The organism is Mycobacterium sp. (assembly GCF_032162105.1).
Lineage (GTDB): Bacteria > Actinomycetota > Actinomycetes > Mycobacteriales > Mycobacteriaceae > Mycobacterium.
On the sequence record NZ_JAVRPS010000698.1, the window covers coordinates 1 to 15,336 of the forward strand.

The 15,336-nt window shown below is 67.0% G+C and carries 14 protein-coding genes and 17 tRNA genes; 27 read left to right on the plus strand and 4 right to left on the minus strand.

Features of this window, described 5'->3' with window-relative positions; translation table 11 throughout:
* Positions 1-793: molybdopterin-dependent oxidoreductase (locus QOC69_RS35250; protein WP_526447353.1), on the minus strand; the 793-nt coding region annotated here is incomplete at its 3' end.
* A gap of 77 nt (positions 794-870) precedes the next feature.
* On the opposite strand from QOC69_RS35250, the gene QOC69_RS35255 reads away from it, so the two are divergent.
* Positions 871-1,464: a TetR/AcrR family transcriptional regulator gene (locus tag QOC69_RS35255; RefSeq protein ID WP_526447355.1), complete on the plus strand. Its 594-nt coding sequence runs from the start codon at positions 871-873 to the stop codon at positions 1,462-1,464.
* Between the two features lie 6 nt (positions 1,465-1,470).
* On the opposite strand, the gene QOC69_RS35260 is transcribed toward QOC69_RS35255, so the two are convergent.
* On the minus strand, positions 1,471-1,899 hold the full coding sequence (locus QOC69_RS35260) for an STAS domain-containing protein (RefSeq protein WP_526447357.1): 429 nt from the start codon (positions 1,897-1,899) through the stop codon (positions 1,471-1,473).
* Between the two features lie 278 nt (positions 1,900-2,177).
* Between QOC69_RS35260 and QOC69_RS35265 the strand changes: the two genes are divergently transcribed.
* Together QOC69_RS35265 and QOC69_RS35270 are read left to right on the plus strand one after the other, a co-directional pair.
* Positions 2,178-3,629, plus strand: a complete 1,452-nt coding sequence (locus QOC69_RS35265) for a neutral zinc metallopeptidase (RefSeq protein WP_526447359.1) — start codon at positions 2,178-2,180, stop codon at positions 3,627-3,629.
* A gap of 276 nt (positions 3,630-3,905) precedes the next feature.
* Positions 3,906-4,112 carry a hypothetical protein gene (locus QOC69_RS35270; RefSeq protein ID WP_526447361.1) on the plus strand — a complete coding sequence of 69 codons (207 nt, stop codon included), beginning with the start codon at positions 3,906-3,908 and terminating at the stop codon, positions 4,110-4,112.
* Between the two features lie 64 nt (positions 4,113-4,176).
* Here QOC69_RS35270 and QOC69_RS35275 read toward each other — a convergent pair whose 3' ends face one another.
* Entirely contained in the window at positions 4,177-4,620 is a 444-nt protein-coding gene (locus QOC69_RS35275) for an ester cyclase (RefSeq protein ID WP_526447362.1), read from the minus strand.
* Between the two features lie 534 nt (positions 4,621-5,154).
* Here QOC69_RS35275 and QOC69_RS35280 point away from each other — a divergent pair.
* The 18 genes from QOC69_RS35280 to QOC69_RS35365 all read left to right on the plus strand — a co-directional run bounded on the left by QOC69_RS35280 (position 5,155) and on the right by QOC69_RS35365 (position 7,865).
* Positions 5,155-5,241 (plus strand) — tRNA-Leu (locus tag QOC69_RS35280).
* A gap of 11 nt (positions 5,242-5,252) precedes the next feature.
* Positions 5,253-5,338, plus strand: a tRNA-Leu gene (locus QOC69_RS35285).
* A gap of 11 nt (positions 5,339-5,349) precedes the next feature.
* A tRNA-Lys gene (locus tag QOC69_RS35290) sits at positions 5,350-5,422 on the plus strand.
* A gap of 12 nt (positions 5,423-5,434) precedes the next feature.
* A tRNA-Lys gene (locus QOC69_RS35295) sits at positions 5,435-5,506 on the plus strand.
* A gap of 32 nt (positions 5,507-5,538) precedes the next feature.
* A tRNA-Trp gene (locus QOC69_RS35300) sits at positions 5,539-5,611 on the plus strand.
* A 3-nt stretch (positions 5,612-5,614) separates the two neighbouring features.
* Positions 5,615-5,691: transfer RNA gene (locus QOC69_RS35305), tRNA-Pro, on the plus strand.
* A 47-nt stretch (positions 5,692-5,738) separates the two neighbouring features.
* The gene (locus QOC69_RS35310; RefSeq protein WP_526447364.1) at positions 5,739-6,173 is read left to right on the plus strand and encodes a hypothetical protein; all 435 of its coding nucleotides are present in this window, start codon (positions 5,739-5,741) and stop codon (positions 6,171-6,173) included.
* Positions 6,174-6,218: 45 nt separating this feature from the next.
* Positions 6,219-6,291, plus strand: a tRNA-Met gene (locus QOC69_RS35315).
* A 44-nt stretch (positions 6,292-6,335) separates the two neighbouring features.
* Positions 6,336-6,827 (plus strand): HNH endonuclease, encoded by a 492-nt coding sequence (locus QOC69_RS35320; protein ID WP_526447366.1) that lies wholly within the window; start codon positions 6,336-6,338, stop codon positions 6,825-6,827.
* A 73-nt stretch (positions 6,828-6,900) separates the two neighbouring features.
* Positions 6,901-6,972, plus strand: a tRNA-Asn gene (locus tag QOC69_RS35325).
* A gap of 49 nt (positions 6,973-7,021) precedes the next feature.
* Positions 7,022-7,093 (plus strand) — tRNA-Gln (locus tag QOC69_RS35330).
* A 123-nt stretch (positions 7,094-7,216) separates the two neighbouring features.
* Positions 7,217-7,291: transfer RNA gene (locus tag QOC69_RS35335), tRNA-His, on the plus strand.
* A gap of 2 nt (positions 7,292-7,293) precedes the next feature.
* Positions 7,294-7,366, plus strand: a tRNA-Arg gene (locus QOC69_RS35340).
* A gap of 17 nt (positions 7,367-7,383) precedes the next feature.
* A tRNA-Arg gene (locus tag QOC69_RS35345) sits at positions 7,384-7,458 on the plus strand.
* 13 nt (positions 7,459-7,471) lie between these two features.
* Positions 7,472-7,545: transfer RNA gene (locus QOC69_RS35350), tRNA-Arg, on the plus strand.
* 9 nt (positions 7,546-7,554) lie between these two features.
* Positions 7,555-7,631 (plus strand) — tRNA-Ile (locus QOC69_RS35355).
* 60 nt (positions 7,632-7,691) lie between these two features.
* Positions 7,692-7,769 (plus strand) — tRNA-Pro (locus tag QOC69_RS35360).
* A gap of 22 nt (positions 7,770-7,791) precedes the next feature.
* Positions 7,792-7,865 (plus strand) — tRNA-Arg (locus QOC69_RS35365).
* 134 nt (positions 7,866-7,999) lie between these two features.
* Here the strand turns inward: QOC69_RS35365 and QOC69_RS35370 are convergent.
* A tRNA-Leu gene (locus QOC69_RS35370) sits at positions 8,000-8,082 on the minus strand.
* Positions 8,083-8,308: 226 nt separating this feature from the next.
* On the opposite strand from QOC69_RS35370, the gene QOC69_RS35375 reads away from it, so the two are divergent.
* The 6 genes from QOC69_RS35375 to QOC69_RS35400 all read left to right on the plus strand — a co-directional run.
* Positions 8,309-9,763, plus strand: coding sequence for an FHA domain-containing protein (locus QOC69_RS35375; protein WP_526447368.1), 1,455 nt, complete (start codon positions 8,309-8,311; stop codon positions 9,761-9,763).
* A gap of 151 nt (positions 9,764-9,914) precedes the next feature.
* A complete protein-coding gene (locus QOC69_RS35380; RefSeq protein ID WP_526447370.1) occupies positions 9,915-10,382 on the plus strand; it encodes an FHA domain-containing protein FhaB/FipA in 468 nt (155 codons plus the stop codon).
* Between the two features lie 48 nt (positions 10,383-10,430).
* Positions 10,431-11,948 (plus strand): PP2C family protein-serine/threonine phosphatase, encoded by a 1,518-nt coding sequence (locus QOC69_RS35385; protein WP_526447372.1) that lies wholly within the window; start codon positions 10,431-10,433, stop codon positions 11,946-11,948.
* Complete coding sequence (gene rodA, locus QOC69_RS35390) at positions 11,945-13,360, plus strand: peptidoglycan glycosyltransferase RodA (protein WP_526447374.1); 1,416 nt, start codon at positions 11,945-11,947, stop codon at positions 13,358-13,360. The genes QOC69_RS35385 and rodA overlap by 4 nt, the downstream gene beginning before the upstream one ends.
* Complete coding sequence (pbpA, locus tag QOC69_RS35395; protein WP_526447376.1) at positions 13,357-14,832, plus strand: D,D-transpeptidase PbpA; 1,476 nt, start codon at positions 13,357-13,359, stop codon at positions 14,830-14,832. The genes rodA and pbpA overlap by 4 nt, the downstream gene beginning before the upstream one ends.
* Positions 14,829-15,336, plus strand: a 508-nt coding sequence (locus tag QOC69_RS35400) for a serine/threonine-protein kinase (protein ID WP_526447378.1), incomplete at its 3' end; no start/stop codon positions are given. The genes pbpA and QOC69_RS35400, both read left to right, overlap by 4 nt.

The window sequence follows — 15,336 nt, forward strand, 5'->3', positions numbered from 1 at the left end:
GGCCGTCGATGTAGGGCTCGACGGCGCCGAGCGATACCAGGTCTTCGTCGAACAGCGTGTGCACGACGGCCAGGAGCAGCGCCGCATCCGTTCCCGGGGTGATGGGCAGCCATTCGTCGGCTCGCGCGGCAGTGGCGGTACGGACCGGATCGATGACGATCACCTTGCCGCGCTTGCGGATTCCGTCGATGATGCCCATCACGTCGGGCGCCGCCAACAGCGAGCCCTGGGACGCCGCGGGGTTGGCGCCCATCACGACCAGCAGGTCGGTGCGCTGGATGTCGGGAACCGGGAACAGCCACCAGCCGCCGTACATCAGATGCGACGACAGGTTCTTCGGCCACTGATCGATGGTGCCGGGCGAGTAGGTCATCGGCATCCCCGACATACCGAGCAGCACACCGGCGTAGCGGGCCAGCGAGAACGAGTGCGCCAGCGGGTTCCCGGTGTAGGCGGTCACCGCGCCGATGCCGTACTTCTCGATCACCGGCATGAGCAGTTCCGTGCACCGCCGGAATGCCGCGTCCCAGCCGACCTCCCGCCACTGTCCGTCGACCTTGATCATCGGCTGGCGGATGCGGTCGGGGTCCTGGTGCACGGCGCCGAGCGTGGCGCCCTTGGGGCAGATGTGGCCGGCACTCCAGGTGTCCTCGCGGTTGCCGCGGATACCGGCCACCTTGCCGTCGTCGACCTGAATCTCCAAGCCGCACATGGCTTCACACAATGGACAGGTGTAGAGATGCAGGCCGTCCTCGCCGATGCCCGCCAACTGCCTGGTCGATCCGCTGGTCATCGACCGCCTCCTTGCTCGCCACCCCGTGTTTGTTGTGACACACTGTAACGACGAATCGATCGTCGAGGGAGGCAAACGTGGAGACCGCTTCGGCGACACCCCGGCACCGCCGCCAGGGCTCGCGCCGGGATCCCGCGATCGACGCTGCGGTGCTCGAGGCCACCCGTCGCCTCCTGGTGGAGCGGGGGTACTCGTCGACGACCATCGACCTCATCGCCACCACGGCCGGGGTCAGCCGGCCAGCCATCTACCGCAGGTGGACCTCGAAGGCGCACCTGGTGCACGAAGCGGCGTTCCCCGACCTGGGTCCGGAGGCGCCCGCCGACGAGTTCGTCGCCGAGATCACCCGACTGTGCCACGGCGCCATCCGCATGTACGGCGACCCCGTGGTCCGCGAGTCGATTCCCGGCCTGCTCGTCGATTTGCGGTCAGACCGGCGGTCGCGCCGGGTGCTCAGCGACCGACTGGAGGCCGCCGCACGCAGCCGACTCGCCGCGCGGCTCGACGATGCCGTGGACGACGGCGTGGCGAGATCGGTGGTCAGCGCGGACACCGTCATGGACGCGATCGCCGGCGGCGCGTGGTACGCGGTGTGCGTGCGCCGGGTCAAGGACGTCGATCGCGCCGCCAGGGAACTTGCGCAACTGGTACTGCGCGGCGTGCTCTCGTAGGCGCGGTCAGGCGGTCTTGCCGAGCATCGGCAGCAGCAACCGGCGGCGAACACCGATCTCGTAGGCGAAGTGATTGAGCGCCACGGGCAACGAACCCGCGATGTTGACCAAGTCGTCATCGGTCAGGCCCAGCGCGTCGACGACCTCATCGCACGCAACCAGCGCCCACTCCACACCGGTGGCGCCGCAGCGCTCGTCGACGGCGTCCAGCAATGAGCTGCAGTCGCCGCGAAGCGAGAAGACCCCGGACAGGTCGAGCACGAAGGGCTTGTCGCCGAGGATGAAGCGCCTGGCGTACGCGGTGACGCGGTCGAGGTTGTTCGGGTGGATGGCGCCGCTGACGCTGACCACGGTGGCCAGTTGGCGGCAGTGCGCATGGATCTGAGCGCCGTCGCAATCGAAGGCGGGGTTTCCGTACCGGAAGGTGGTAGCCATGGGAAGTCTCATTTCGGAGATCGCTCGGTGCAACGTGATTCCGAAGGTAGCCCGCAAATCTAAGGCGTCCGGCAGCTGCGTCTAATACTCTGTTAAGAACGGTTTTTCATGCCGCTGTTAACCTGCGGGCAACATCGTCGCCACGGTTTGGCGGCTGGCAGTTTCGGGTAGCCCCGCAGCCCAGGACGGGGGCCTGTAACCCGCCGACGCGGCCCACGCAGGGCGCCGCCGTTATCAACCCTTTGCGCACCGAACCCATTTCACGAGATCGTCAGGACATGATTCGAGTCGGCAGCGTGGTGGCGGCAGTCAGCGCCGTGTGCGCGGGATTGCTCATCGCCGGATGCTCGTCGGTCACCGAGGGGCGCGCGGTGTCCACCCTGTACGACCCGTTCCGTGCGGGCGGCCTGCCCGCCGAGGACGGCCCCAGCGGCCTCCGGGACAACGCTCCCGAGCCGACCGGCGACGTGCAGGACACCGACGGCGGGGACATCGACAGGTTGACGCTGCTGGCCGTCAACGACGTCGCCGAGTTCTGGGAGCAGAACTACGGCGCCTCGCTGGACGGCTCGTTCGAAGCGATCGAACGACTGGTGTCGTACGACTCGCAGGACCCGTCCAGTCCGGCCGTGTGCGGGACGGAGACCTACGACGAGCCCAACGCGTTCTACTGCCCGAGCCGGAAGATCATGGCGTGGGACCGGGCGGTGATGGTCCCGACGGGGCGGCAGTTCTTCGGCGACGTGTCGATAGCCGCCCTGATGGCCCACGAGTACGGGCACGCCGTGCAGCACATGGCAGGCATCGCAGACGACTCCACCTCCGTCATCGTCAGCGAGCAGCAGGCCGACTGCTTCGCAGGGACCTACATCCGCTGGGTCGCCGAGGGCCAGTCGCCCCGGTTCTCGCTGAGCACGGGCGACGGGCTCAACCACGTACTGGCCGCCGCGATCACCCTGCGCGACCCGATCCTGGGTCCGCAGGACACCGAGATGCTCGAAGAGGGTCACGGCACGGCGCTTGACCGGGTGAGCGCATTCCAGATGGGGTTCGTCTCAGGTGCCTCGGAGTGCGCCAAGATCGACCTCGCCGAGATCGAGGAACGGCGCGGCGATCTACCAATGGCGCTGCCGCTCGGCCAGACCGGCGATATACAGAGCGGCGAGGTGCCGATCGACAAGGACACCCTCGACACCCTGATGGAGGCCCTCCGCGAGGTGTACCAGCCGAGCGAGGCGCCGACCCTGTCCTACGACACCGAACCCTGCGCGGACGCGCAGCCCAGCCCGCCGGTGTCCTACTGTCCCGACACCAACACCCTCTCCGTCGACCTGCCTTCGCTGCAGCAACTGGGTGAGGCTGCCGACGAGTCGAATTACGTGCTGCTGCAGGGAGACAACAGTGCGCTGTCCGTCGTGACGTCGCGCTACGCGCTCGCCGTGCAGCACGAGAAGGGCGACCCCGTCGACACGCCGGTGGCCGCGTTGCGGACGGCGTGCCTTACTGGAGTGGCGCAGCGGGCGATGGCCGAGACGATCGACCTGCCCAGCGGCAAGAACCTGACCCTCACAGCGGGTGACCTGGACGAAACCGTGTCCGGGTTGTTGACCAACGGTCTGGCGGCCAGCAACGTGGACGGCCAGACGGTGCCCGCAGGCTTCACCCGCATCGTGGCCTACCGCTCCGGTTTGGGCGGCGACCGCGAGCTTTGTTACAAGCGCTTCAAATAGCGGACTCCGAAACACCTTTCGCGCCCTGCGGCGGGCCATTCTTCATATTCCTTGCCGGACAGGTGATCTGCGTCTCTCAATACACCCGCTAAAGGTGCATTCGCGGGCCATTGCTGCCAACCGCCGATCAGATCCTGCCAGTGGAATTAACCCTCTGACCTTTGCGTTTGAAGAGTCAGACCGGCCGGAAGGAAATCTCGAACTGGCCGTCACGGGCTCCGAACCGCGACCCACAGGACGCGGATCGACCCACCAGAGAAAGAAAGAAGCACAGCAATGAAGAAGTTCGGATCCGCCACAATCATCGCCAGCGGACTGGCCGCAGGTGTCCTCGGCTTCGCCGCCCCGGCCGCCCAAGCCGCCGTCGGCCCGGTCTCAGCGACCACCATCTCCGCCGGCGTCGACCACCACGTGTGGCTCGACCAGATCGGCCCGAGTGTCAACGTGCCGAAGGTCGACACCACCGTTCACCAGAGCCGCTGACACCAGCGATACAGGAAGAGGGGCACCCATCCGGGTGTCCCTCTTTTCTTTTGGCGAGTGCCGACTACGTGGCCGACAGCTGTCCGAGTTGTTGTAGGACCGAGTAGAGGTTGGCGACACCCCAGTGGTCGGTGATCTTGCCCTGGCGTACGCGCATGGCATCGACGGTTTCGAACTGGATGGTTCTGCCGGTGGGCGGAATACCGAGGAATTCACCGAGATGCGTGCCGTGGTAGATCTTGTAGGTCGTGACCAGGTCGCCCTCGACTGATTGCCAGCGGATCTCCGGGCGGAAGTCGGGGAACGCTGCGCGCAGCCGGGTGTAGAGGACGCGAACGCCCGCCTTGTCCGGCGTCGTTCCTGGCTGCGGTGTGTGGTCGACGAAGTCGTCGGCGAACAGCTCGTCGAATAGGGCGAAATCCCCTTCGCGCTGTACTTTTTCGGTGTTTCTGCGAACGATGGCCTTGGCTACGCCAGCCGTATCGTCGGGGGTGCCGGGGTTGCTCAAGCGTGTCTCCTTCGAGTGGGTGCTGCTCGAGGGTAGCGAAGGCCTTGATCCCTCCGGCCCCGCGCAGTCGCTCCCATTTATTGCTAGAGGAGCGTCAGGTGGCGGTGTTACCGTAAATCCATGGCCGTGACGCGCGACGATTACTTGCAGGCCGGGATGCACCTTGCATCCACGGCGGCTTTGTCGTGCGCGGGCACCATCACTTCCGCCTGGAAAGACACCGAGCGCAGCGACAGGCAGCCCAGGTGCTTCCGGTTATTCCGCCAAGCTTCCGCCCCGTTGGTGGGCGAGCGCCCCGGCCGGAAGCTTGGGCCTGAAGACAATTCTCATATATCCCTCAGCTTTGCTGTTTGCCCTGCTGGGAATGTCGCCTGGCATTCCTGTAGTTCGTTGCACCCAATTGTGCTGCGGCGGACCGGATTCCGCTGAAATATTGGGTTTACAACCCACTCTGCGCGTAGCACCATCGATCTGCACGGACAGCTAATAGCGCTGCTCCGCCAGATCTTTGAGAACTACACAGTGGTGGCATCCGCGCTCGTGGCGGAACAATGGCAGACGCGCCCGGCTCAAGCCCGGGTGTCCATTACGGGCGTGCAGGTTCAACTCCTGCCGAGCGCACTTGGTGTCAAGCGTCCGCAACGGAACTGGAAGACGTGCCGGATTCAGGCTCCGGTGCCCATCGCAGGGCGTGCAGGTTCGACCCCTGCCGGACGTTCGAGACACTGCGGGTCGTTGGTGAAATCGCGTATCACTCTTGGCTTTTACCCTTGCGTTCCGGGTTCGAGTCCCGGGCGGCCCACGCACGCCATGAGCGTCGTTAGCTGAGTTGGAATAGCGCTGGATTCTTAATCCGGGGACGGGGGATCGAAACCCTCACGGCGCACCGGCTCCTTCGCGGTCGTGACCGCGCACTCTACGGATGTAGCTCAACTGGTAGAGCCGCTGACTCCAAATCAGCGAGACGGGGGGTCGAATCCCTCCATCCGTGCAGCGGGATATAGCGCAACTTGGCAGCGCGCCTGGTTTGGGACCAGGAGATTGCACGTTCGAATCGTGCTATCCCGACCAGTAACCGACGCGCTGTTCCGGGGGCGCGTGTGAGCGAGAATTGCTCAATGCAGGTTCTATCTGCCCCGCCGAGCGTGTACACCTTCGAGACGACTCACGAGTACCGGGATGGGAATCTCGTCGTCGAACTCGGTATGGAGCGAGGAACAGGTCGTCGATATCTGAGGACCCCGATGCCCAAACGCAACGGGGAGTGGGAGGAGCACTACGGCATCGACGTTCAGGAATACGAGACATTCGTCGCTGATGCCGCAGAGGCGCAGAGGTCCGGCGGCGAGTCCCGTCGCGAAGACCATCTCGACCGATCGATGCCCTGGCCCGGGTCGCCTGCGTACGAGCGAATCACTTTCGACCGGAAGCGTCTGGCCCAACGGCGGGCAACCTTGTTGACCGATCACCCCACCGATTCCTCGGGCGTTCCGATTACTGGGAGCGGAGGCTGTGGTCGTCTCGATCATGCCGGCCAGCTGGGCCTGCCCTGACCCGCGTTACCTGCGCCCGACTCTCCTGCACCACCTGAAACACATTGCGCGGTAGGACAGTTGGTAGTCCGCCGGGCTCATAACCCGGAAGTCGCAGGTTCGATTCCTGCCCGCGCAACGATGCACCCGCACCCGGCAGACACGGAAAGGAGGTGCCCAGACATGGACATCCTGGTGGCCGATCTGACCGTCGAGGTCTACAACGCCGACTACCGCGTGCTGTCCCGGATTCCGTGGCAGGACGCGGTCCGGTTGATCCTGCGGGGTGCGGTGTACGTGATCGACGTGCACACCCCCGCGGTGCACATACACGGTCCGTCGCTGGTCATCGAGCTACCGGCGTCGGTGGCGCTCCGGGAATACGTGCACATCCCGTACCACCCGAAGACCCGGGTGACCCGTGACGGGGTGCTGCGCCGCGACGGTCACACCTGCGTCTACTGCCGTGGGCACGCCGACACCGTGGACCACCTTCTGCCCCGCTCCCGTGGCGGCGGGGATACCTGGTTCAACCTGGTGGCGGCGTGCCAGTCCTGCAATGGCCTCAAGGGCGACCGGACGCCGAAGGAAGCCGGGATGACCTTGGTCCGAGAGCCCTTCGAGCCGAAGGAGCGCGACAGGTTCCGGCACGTGCCGGTCCTAGAACCAGTTTGATCAGGGCACGGGGGTGGGGCAGGGGCCCGGCAGCAGCGCAGCCGGGTCCCCGCCGCCTCGCACCGGTGCTCAATCCCCGGTCGGTTAACCGGTAAACCGGCGGATTGTTAATCCGCGACTGTAGGTTCGAGTCCTGCCCGGGGAGCCCGTGAGATGCCTAGCGTGCGAGGCGAATACCAATCGCCCGCGCTCGATGACCCGTGGTGTAATCGGTAGCACGGCTGATTCTGGATCAGTCGGTTTAGGTTCGAGTCCTGGCGGGTCAGCGACGAAACACATTGCCTCGTAGGGTACGAGGTAGCTTGCGCACGGCGTCGGCTCTGCATCCTGGGCGCAGAAGTGCGAGTGCCTCGCACCACCAACGCAGAGTCGAGCGCTCCCCCTTCGTGGCGGCCGTGGTGTAGCGGCAACACAGCGGTCTGTGACACCGCAGTCGATGGGTTCAACTCCCTCCGGTCGCCCCAAAGCCCCTGTAGCACAACGGATAGCGCACCGGTTACCGGAACCGGCGGTTGCAGGTTCGAGTCCTGCCAGGGGCACTCGGGCAACCTGCCAAACCTCTGTAGCTCAACGGATAGAGCGCCAGTTTACGAAGCTGTGGATGGGAGTTCGATTCTCTCCAGGGGTACCAGTCGGCGATGAACGCCCGCGTAGCTCAACGGACAGAGCGCCGGCCTCCTAAGCCGGATTGGTGTGGGTTCGAATCCCGCCGTGGGCACCGAAGGATGCGCCGGGAGCACGGGTGGTAGGTGCGGCACGCTTATAACGTGACGGTCGCGGGTTCGATCCCCGTCCGGCGCACCACGCTTGGTCGAGTCGATTCCATTGTGCGGCTCGATGTTTTCACTCAATGCCGGATTAACCGGCCGGATTAGCTCAACGGGAAGGAGCTCCTGTCTTGGTAAACAGGCGGCGCGGGTTCGAGTCCTGCATCCGTCTCCACACCATGGGCAGCGACGTTTTCGCCTCCGTAGCTCAAACGGACAGAGTGGCGAGCTTCTACCTCGCGCGATGTGGGTTCAAGTCCCGCCGGAGGCTCGTGGATGTTGCCACCACTACGGCTGGTGCCGCCGGTCTGGGGCAACAAAGAGAAAACCCCGGCCGATGGCCGGGGTACTCCGTGGCCGATGACCCGACGCATGCGTCACGCATGGTCCGACTCATCTCGATTGTGGGCGAAGGGGGACTTGAACCCCCACGTCCCGAAGGACACTGGCACCTGAAGCCAGCGCGTCTGCCATTCCGCCACTCGCCCCAACAACCGGGGAAGACTATCACGCACACCGGCTCGCTCCCCAACCGCGCAGATGGCGCCGGTCCGAACCTCGGGGCCACCCCTGACCTGCCGTGATCCGATTCTCAGAGTTCTATAGGTCCCGTTGCGACCTACGGGGCCGATACCATGAAGGTGACGTCGAGGCTTCGCGACACGCAGGCCTCGGACCAGACCGGAAACGACGACGATCGAGGTGGGCGGTGACATGGGCCTTGTCGGCCGCTTCGAACGGAAACTCGAGTCCACGGTCGGCGATGCCTTCGCCCGCGTGTTCGGCGGCGCGATCGTGCCGCAGGAAGTCGAGGCGATGCTGCAGCGCGAAGCCGAGACCGGAGCACGCGCAGTCGGTGGCGGGCGCATTTTGGCCCCCAACGACTACGTCATTACCCTCAGTGGGTCCGACCATCAGAAGGTGAGCGCCGACCCCGACCTCAGATCCACCGCTTTTGCCAGATACCTGGAGGGTTACATCCATGATCACGGGTGGCAAACGTATGGTGAGGTGGTCGTCAGATTCGAACCGTCACCGAACCTGCATACCGGCCAGTTCCGCACACGTGGAGCGGTCAACCCAGATTCGACCAGCGGCGAACCCGCCGAGGACGCCCGAGACCGCGCGAACACCGCAGAACCAGGAGTACCCCCAATGAGCGACAACCCGAGCTACCGCGGCGGCCAGGGACAAGGGCAGCCCGGCGACGAGTACTACGACTACGGACGCCAGCCTGAAGACCCGCGCGCGCCGTACCCGCCCGAGCAGGGCGGCCACCCGCCGCAGGGCGCTCCGGCACCCGGCTACCCGCCCCGGCAGGCCCCGCCGCCGGCGCCGTACGAGCAGGGTGGTTATCCCCCCGAACATGGTGGCTACCCGGAGCAGGGCTACCCGCCGCCGTCCTACGATCAGCGCCCACCTGCCGGATACGGCCCGCCTCCTGCTGGTGGCTACCCCGATCCGGGTCAGCGCCCGGCTCCTGGCGGCTACCCCCCGCCCCCGCCCGCCGGTGGTCAGGGCGGCTACGGCCAGCCCGCAGGCGACTACGACTACGGCCGCCCGCCCGCCGCTCCGCCGCGCCACGACGAGTACGGCAGGCCCGAGGCTCGCCCGCCGTACCCCGAGCAGGGTGGCTACCCCGAGCAGGGCGGCTATCCCGAGCAGGGTGGCTACCCGGCTGAGCCAGGCGGTTATCCGGAGCAAGCCGGCTACGGCGCCCAGGCGTACGGACGCCAGGACTACGCGCAGCCCGCTGGCTATGACTACGGCCAGCAACCGGGCGGCTACGCCGAGGGCGGCTACGGCCAGCCCGGGTACGACTACGGCCAGCAGCCCGGACAGCCGGCCGGGTACGGCGGCGCGGGCTACGGTGCCCCGGGCGCGGCGAACGTGACCCTGCAACTCGACGACGGCAGCGGCCGGACGTATCAGTTGCGTGAGGGCGCCAACGTCATCGGCCGCGGCCAGGACGCCCAGTTCCGGTTGCCGGACACCGGTGTCTCACGGCGTCATCTGGAGGTCCGCTGGGACGGCCAGGTTGCCCTGCTTTCGGACCTCAACTCCACGAACGGGACCACGGTCAACAATGCGCCGGTGCAGGAATGGCAGCTGGCCGACGGCGACGTCATCCGGCTGGGCCACTCCGAGATCATCGTCCGCGTTCACTGACGACCCTGGCAGGTCACAGCCTGGGTGGAAGCTGTTCGCTTCGCCCTCACGCCTATCACCGCCCAAGTATCGTGACGTTGCCGACGGCAGCCGAACGAGTCGTGCAGGCGCCGACGCGACGGCTACGGGACGGTGACGGAGAGGACGTCAGATGCAGGGGCTAGTTCTGCAGCTGACGCGTGTCGGTTTCCTGTTGCTGTTGTGGCTCTTCATCTGGTCGGTGCTGCGGATACTGCGCACCGACCTCTACGCCCCCACCGGCGCCGTCATGGTCAAGCGTGGGCTCGCGTTGCGCGGCACCCTGCTGCCGAGCCGGCAGCGCCGAAACGTCGCCCGCCAACTGGTCGTCACCGAGGGCGCGCTGTCCGGCACCCGGATCACGCTGGGCGCCCAACCCGTGCTGATCGGCCGCGCCGATGACTCCACGCTGGTCCTCACCGACGACTACGCCTCGACACGGCATGCCCGCCTGTCGCAGCGGGGAGCCGAATGGTACGTCGAAGACCTAGGATCGACCAACGGTACATACCTCGACAGGGCGAAGGTGACGACGGCGGTTAGGGTTCCGATGGGTACGCCCGTGCGAATCGGCAAGACGGTAATCGAGTTACGCCCGTGACGCCGCGCACGCGAGGAGCAGTATGACCCCGCGCACGCGAGGAGCGATATGACTCTCGTCCTCCGCTACGCGGCGCGCAGCGACCGCGGCCTGGTGCGCGCCAACAACGAAGACTCGGTGTACGCCGGTGCGCGGCTGCTCGCCTTGGCCGACGGCATGGGCGGCCACGCAGCGGGCGAAGTGGCCTCCCAGTTGGTGATCGCCGCGCTCGCGCACCTCGACGACGACGAGCCGGGCGGTGACCTGCTCAGCCAGCTGAACGAGGCCGTGCACCAGGGCAATGCCGCGATCGCCGCCCACGTCGAGGCGGATCCCGAACTCGAGGGCATGGGCACCACGCTCACCGCAATCCTGTTCGCGGGCAACAAACTTGGCCTCGTCCACATCGGTGACTCCCGCGGCTACCTGCTCCGCGACGGCGAACTCGGCCAGATCACCAAGGACGACACCTTCGTCCAGACGCTGGTTGACGAGGGTCGCATCACCGCCGAGGAGGCGCACAGCCACCCGCAGCGGTCGTTGATCATGCGGGCGCTCACCGGGCACGAGGTCGAGCCGACGCTGATCGTGCGCGAGGCGCGTTCCGGGGACCGCTACCTACTGTGCTCCGACGGGCTGTCCGACCCGGTCAGCCACGACACCATCCTGGACGCGCTCCAGATCCCCGATGTGGCCGAAAGTGCCGACCGGCTCATCGAATTGGCGCTGCGCGGCGGCGGGCCCGACAACGTCACCGTCGTCGTCGCGGACGTCGTCGACTACGGCTACGGCCAGACCCAGCCCATCCTGGCCGGCGCGGTATCGGGCGACGACGACCAAACGGCGCCGCCCAACACCGCGGCAGGCCGCGCGTCGGCGTTCAACCCTCGGCGCAACGCGGCAGGCCCAACGAAACGCCCGTCGACCGAACCGGAACCGCCGCCGCGCAAGCCGCGGTCGCGGCGCAGGATGCTCTACGCCGCCGTCCTGTTGGTACTTCTGGTGATCGCGGGGCTCGCCGTCGGCCGCTTCATGCTTCGGAGCAACTACTACGTCGCCGAGCACGACGGCGCGGTCTACATCATGCGCGGCGTGCAGGGCTCGTTCCTCGGGATGCCTCTTCAACAGCCGTTCCGCATCGCCTGTCTCGACGCCCGCAACGACCTGAAGATCATCGGCGTCGACGACGCCCGCTCCGGCTGCCAGCTGCTCAAGGTCGGCGATCTGCGGGAGTCCGAACGCGCGCAGGTGTCGGCTGGCCTCCCCACGGGCAGCGTCGATGACGCCATCCGGCAGCTCAACGAACTCGGCCAGACATCGCTGCTGCCGATCTGCGCACCCCCCAAGCCGACGACCTCTTCCACCCCACCGCCACCGCCACCCACTCCTCCGTCACCGAGCCTGCAACCGTCACCGTCCACGCCAGACCCTTCGCCGTCGGCCGAGGTGCCCACCACCGTGACCGCCCCCGTGCCGCCGGCACCGCCGCCTCCCGCACCGCCGCCCTCGCCCACGCCGTCGCCGACCGTGACGGCACTGCCTCCCCCACCACAGGAGCCGGGCACCACCTGCCGGGCAGCGTCATGACCACCCAACCGCAGGCCCCGGTCACCGTCGTGCCGCCAATGCCCAACCGGCGCAACGCCGAACTGTTCCTGCTCGGGTTCGCCGCGCTCATCACGATGGTGGCGCTGCTCATCGTCGAGGCCAACCAGGAGCAGGGCCTGCGCTGGGACCTGGTCCAGTACCTGGTCTTCTACGTCGCGCTTTTCGCAGGCGCACATCTGGCGATCCGGCGCTTCGCGCCATACGCCGATCCGCTGCTGCTGCCCGTCGTCGCGCTGCTGAACGGGCTGGGCCTCGTGATGATTCACCGCCTCGACCTCGCGGCGGGTCCCCTGGTCTCCGGCGCGGCCCGAGGGCCCAGTGCCAACCAGCAGATGCTGTGGACACTGGTCGGCGTCGCGGGCTTCTCCCTGGTCGTGATCTTCCTTCGCGACCACCGGGTCCTGGCCCGGTACGGCTACGTATGCGGCCTGACCGGCCTTGTCCTGCTGGCGATTCCGGCGTTGCTGCCGCGGTCGATGTCCGAGCAGAATGGCGCCAAGATCTGGATTCGCCTGCCCGGCTTCTCGATTCAGCCCGCCGAGTTCTCCAAGATCCTGCTGCTGATCTTCTTCGCCGCGGTCCTGGTAGCCAAGCGCGACCTGTTCACCAGCGCGGGCAAGCACTTCCTCGGCATGGACCTGCCCCGGCCCCGCGACCTGGCGCCGCTGCTGGCGGCATGGACCGCCTCGGTCGGCGTGATGGTGTTCGAGAAGGACCTCGGCACCTCACTGCTGCTGTACGCGTCGTTCCTGGTGCTGGTCTACATCGCCACCGAACGGCTCAGCTGGGTGCTGCTGGGCTTGATGCTGTTCGCGGCGGGAAGCGTCTTGGCGTACTACGCATTCGCGCACGTACGGGTCCGCGTGCAGACCTGGCTGGACCCGTTCGCCGACCCCGACGGCGCCGGCTACCAAATCGTGCAGTCGCTGTTCAGCTTCGCCACCGGCGGCATCTTCGGCACCGGCCTCGGCAACGGCCAACCCGGCACCGTGCCCGCAGCGTCCACCGACTTCATCATCGCCGCGGTCGGCGAAGAGCTCGGCCTCGTCGGCCTCGCGGCGGTGCTGATGCTCTACACGATCGTCATCATCCGGGGCCTTCGTACTGCGATCGCGGTGCGCGACAGCTTCGGCAAGTTGCTAGCCGCAGGCCTGGCCTCGACGCTGGCGATCCAGCTGTTCATCGTCGTCGGCGGCGTCACGAAGCTGATCCCGCTCACCGGGCTGACCACCCCGTGGATGTCCTACGGCGGCTCGTCGCTACTGGCAAACTACGTGCTGCTGGCGATCCTGATCCGCATCTCGGATGCCGCCCGTCGCCCGCTCACCACGCGGCCGCCCAACAGCACGCCGATCGCCGCCGCGGGCACGGAGGTGATCGCGAAGGTATGAACACCTCCCTGCGCCGCGTCTCGATCGCGATCATGGCGCTGATCGTGCTGCTGCTGGCCAACGCCACGCTGACCCAGGTCTTCACGGCCGACGGATTGCGCTCGGACCCGCGAAACCAGCGCGTGCTGCTCGACGAGTACTCCCGGCAGCGCGGCCAGATCTCGGCGGGCGGCCAGCTGCTGGCGTATTCGACGTCGACCGAAGGGCGCTTCCGCTTCCTGCGCGTGTACCCGAATCCGCTGGCCTACGCGCCGGTGACCGGCTTCTACTCGCTCCGCTACTCCAGCGCGGGCCTGGAACGCGCCGAGGACGCCGTGCTGAACGGCTCCGACGAACGCCTGTTCGGCCGGCGGCTTGCCGATTTCTTCACCGGTCGCGATCCGCGGGGCGGCAACGTGGGGACAACCCTCAACCCGCAGGTGCAACAGGCCGCATGGGACGCCATGCAGAAGGGCTGCAACGGCCCGTGCAAGGGAGCGGTGGTGGCACTCGAGCCGTCGACGGGCAAGATCCTGGCGATGGTTTCGGCACCGTCCTACGACCCGAACCTGCTGGCCTCTCACGACGTCGACGAGCAGTCCACGGCGTGGGAGCAACTGCGCGACGACCCGAACTCCCCGCTCGTCAACAGAGCCATCTCGGAGACCTATCCCCCGGGCTCGACGTTCAAGGTGATCACCACCGCCGCGGCCCTGCAGGGGGGCGCGACCGAGGACACTCAACTCACAGCCGCGTCTCGAATTGCGTTGCCGGACAGCACCGCAACGCTGGAGAACTACGGCGGGTCGAGCTGCGGCAGCGGTCCGACGGCGTCGTTGCGCGACGCCTTCGCGAAGTCGTGCAACACGTCGTTCGTCCAACTCGGCATCAACACGGGGGCAGACGCGCTGCGGGGTACGGCGCGGGCGTTCGGTCTCGACTCCGCTCTCCTGCCGATTCCCCTTCAGGTGGCCGAGTCGGCCGTCGGTCCGATGAGCGACCAAGCCGCCCTCGGCATGTCGAGCATCGGGCAGAAAGACGTCGCAATGACCCCGCTGCAGAACGCCGTGGTGGCCGCCACGATCGCCAACGACGGGGTCAGGATGGCCCCGTATCTGGTCGATGACCTGAAGGGTCCCGACCTCGCCAACATCAACACCACCGCTCCTCAGGAAGTCCGCCGGGCGGTGTCCTCACAGGTCGCTACTACACTTACGGACCTGATGATTGGCGCCGAGCAGGCGACTCAGCAGAAGGGAGCCATCGCCGGCGTGCAGATCGCTTCCAAGACGGGCACGGCCGAGCACGGCACCGACCCGCGCAACACTCCGCCCCACGCCTGGTACATCGCCTTTGCCCCGGCCAAGGCCCCCAAGGTCGCCGTAGCGGTGCTCGTGGAGAATGGTGGCGACAGGTTGTCCGCCACCGGGGGTGCGCTGGCCGCGCCGATCGGCCGCGCCACCATCGCCGCTGCGCTTCGGGAGGGATCATGAGCGCGCGCGTCGGAGTCACGTTGTCCGACCGCTACCGGTTGCAGCGGCTGATCGCCACTGGTGGCATGGGCCAGGTGTGGGAGAGCGTCGACACCCGGCTGGGCCGCCAGGTCGCCATCAAGGTGCTCAAGGCGGAGTTCTCCACCGACCCCGAGTTCGTCGAGCGGTTCCGCGCCGAAGCCCGGACGGTCGCCATGCTCAATCACCCCGGCATCGCCAGCGTGTACGACTACGGCGAGACGGAGCTCGACGTCGGCGAGGGACGCACGGCCTACCTGGTGATGGAACTGGTCAACGGTGAACCGCTCAACGCCGTGATCAAGCGCACCGGGCGGTTGTCGTTGCGACACGCCCTCGACATGCTCGAGCAGACCGGCCGGGCGCTGCAGGTGGCCCACACCGCCGGGCTGGTGCACCGCGACGTCAAACCGGGCAATATCCTCATCACGCCGACCGGGCAGGTGAAGCTCACCGACTTCGGCATCGCCAAGGCCGTCGACGCCG

Excerpts from the sequence above, each read along its gene's own strand:
- QOC69_RS35260 (WP_526447357.1), bottom strand. The coding sequence starts at position 1,899 with ATGGCTACCACCTTCCGGTACGGAAACCCCGCCTTCGATTGCGACGGC.
- QOC69_RS35270 (WP_526447361.1), top strand. The coding sequence starts at position 3,906 with ATGAAGAAGTTCGGATCCGCCACAATCATCGCCAGCGGACTGGCCGCA.
- QOC69_RS35380 (WP_526447370.1), top strand. The coding sequence starts at position 9,915 with ATGCAGGGGCTAGTTCTGCAGCTGACGCGTGTCGGTTTCCTGTTGCTG.
- QOC69_RS35265 (WP_526447359.1), top strand. The coding sequence starts at position 2,178 with ATGATTCGAGTCGGCAGCGTGGTGGCGGCAGTCAGCGCCGTGTGCGCG.
- rodA (WP_526447374.1), top strand. The coding sequence starts at position 11,945 with ATGACCACCCAACCGCAGGCCCCGGTCACCGTCGTGCCGCCAATGCCC.
- pbpA (WP_526447376.1), top strand. The coding sequence starts at position 13,357 with ATGAACACCTCCCTGCGCCGCGTCTCGATCGCGATCATGGCGCTGATC.
- QOC69_RS35310 (WP_526447364.1), top strand. The coding sequence starts at position 5,739 with ATGCAGGTTCTATCTGCCCCGCCGAGCGTGTACACCTTCGAGACGACT.
- QOC69_RS35320 (WP_526447366.1), top strand. The coding sequence starts at position 6,336 with ATGGACATCCTGGTGGCCGATCTGACCGTCGAGGTCTACAACGCCGAC.
- QOC69_RS35385 (WP_526447372.1), top strand. The coding sequence starts at position 10,431 with ATGACTCTCGTCCTCCGCTACGCGGCGCGCAGCGACCGCGGCCTGGTG.
- QOC69_RS35375 (WP_526447368.1), top strand. The coding sequence starts at position 8,309 with ATGGGCCTTGTCGGCCGCTTCGAACGGAAACTCGAGTCCACGGTCGGC.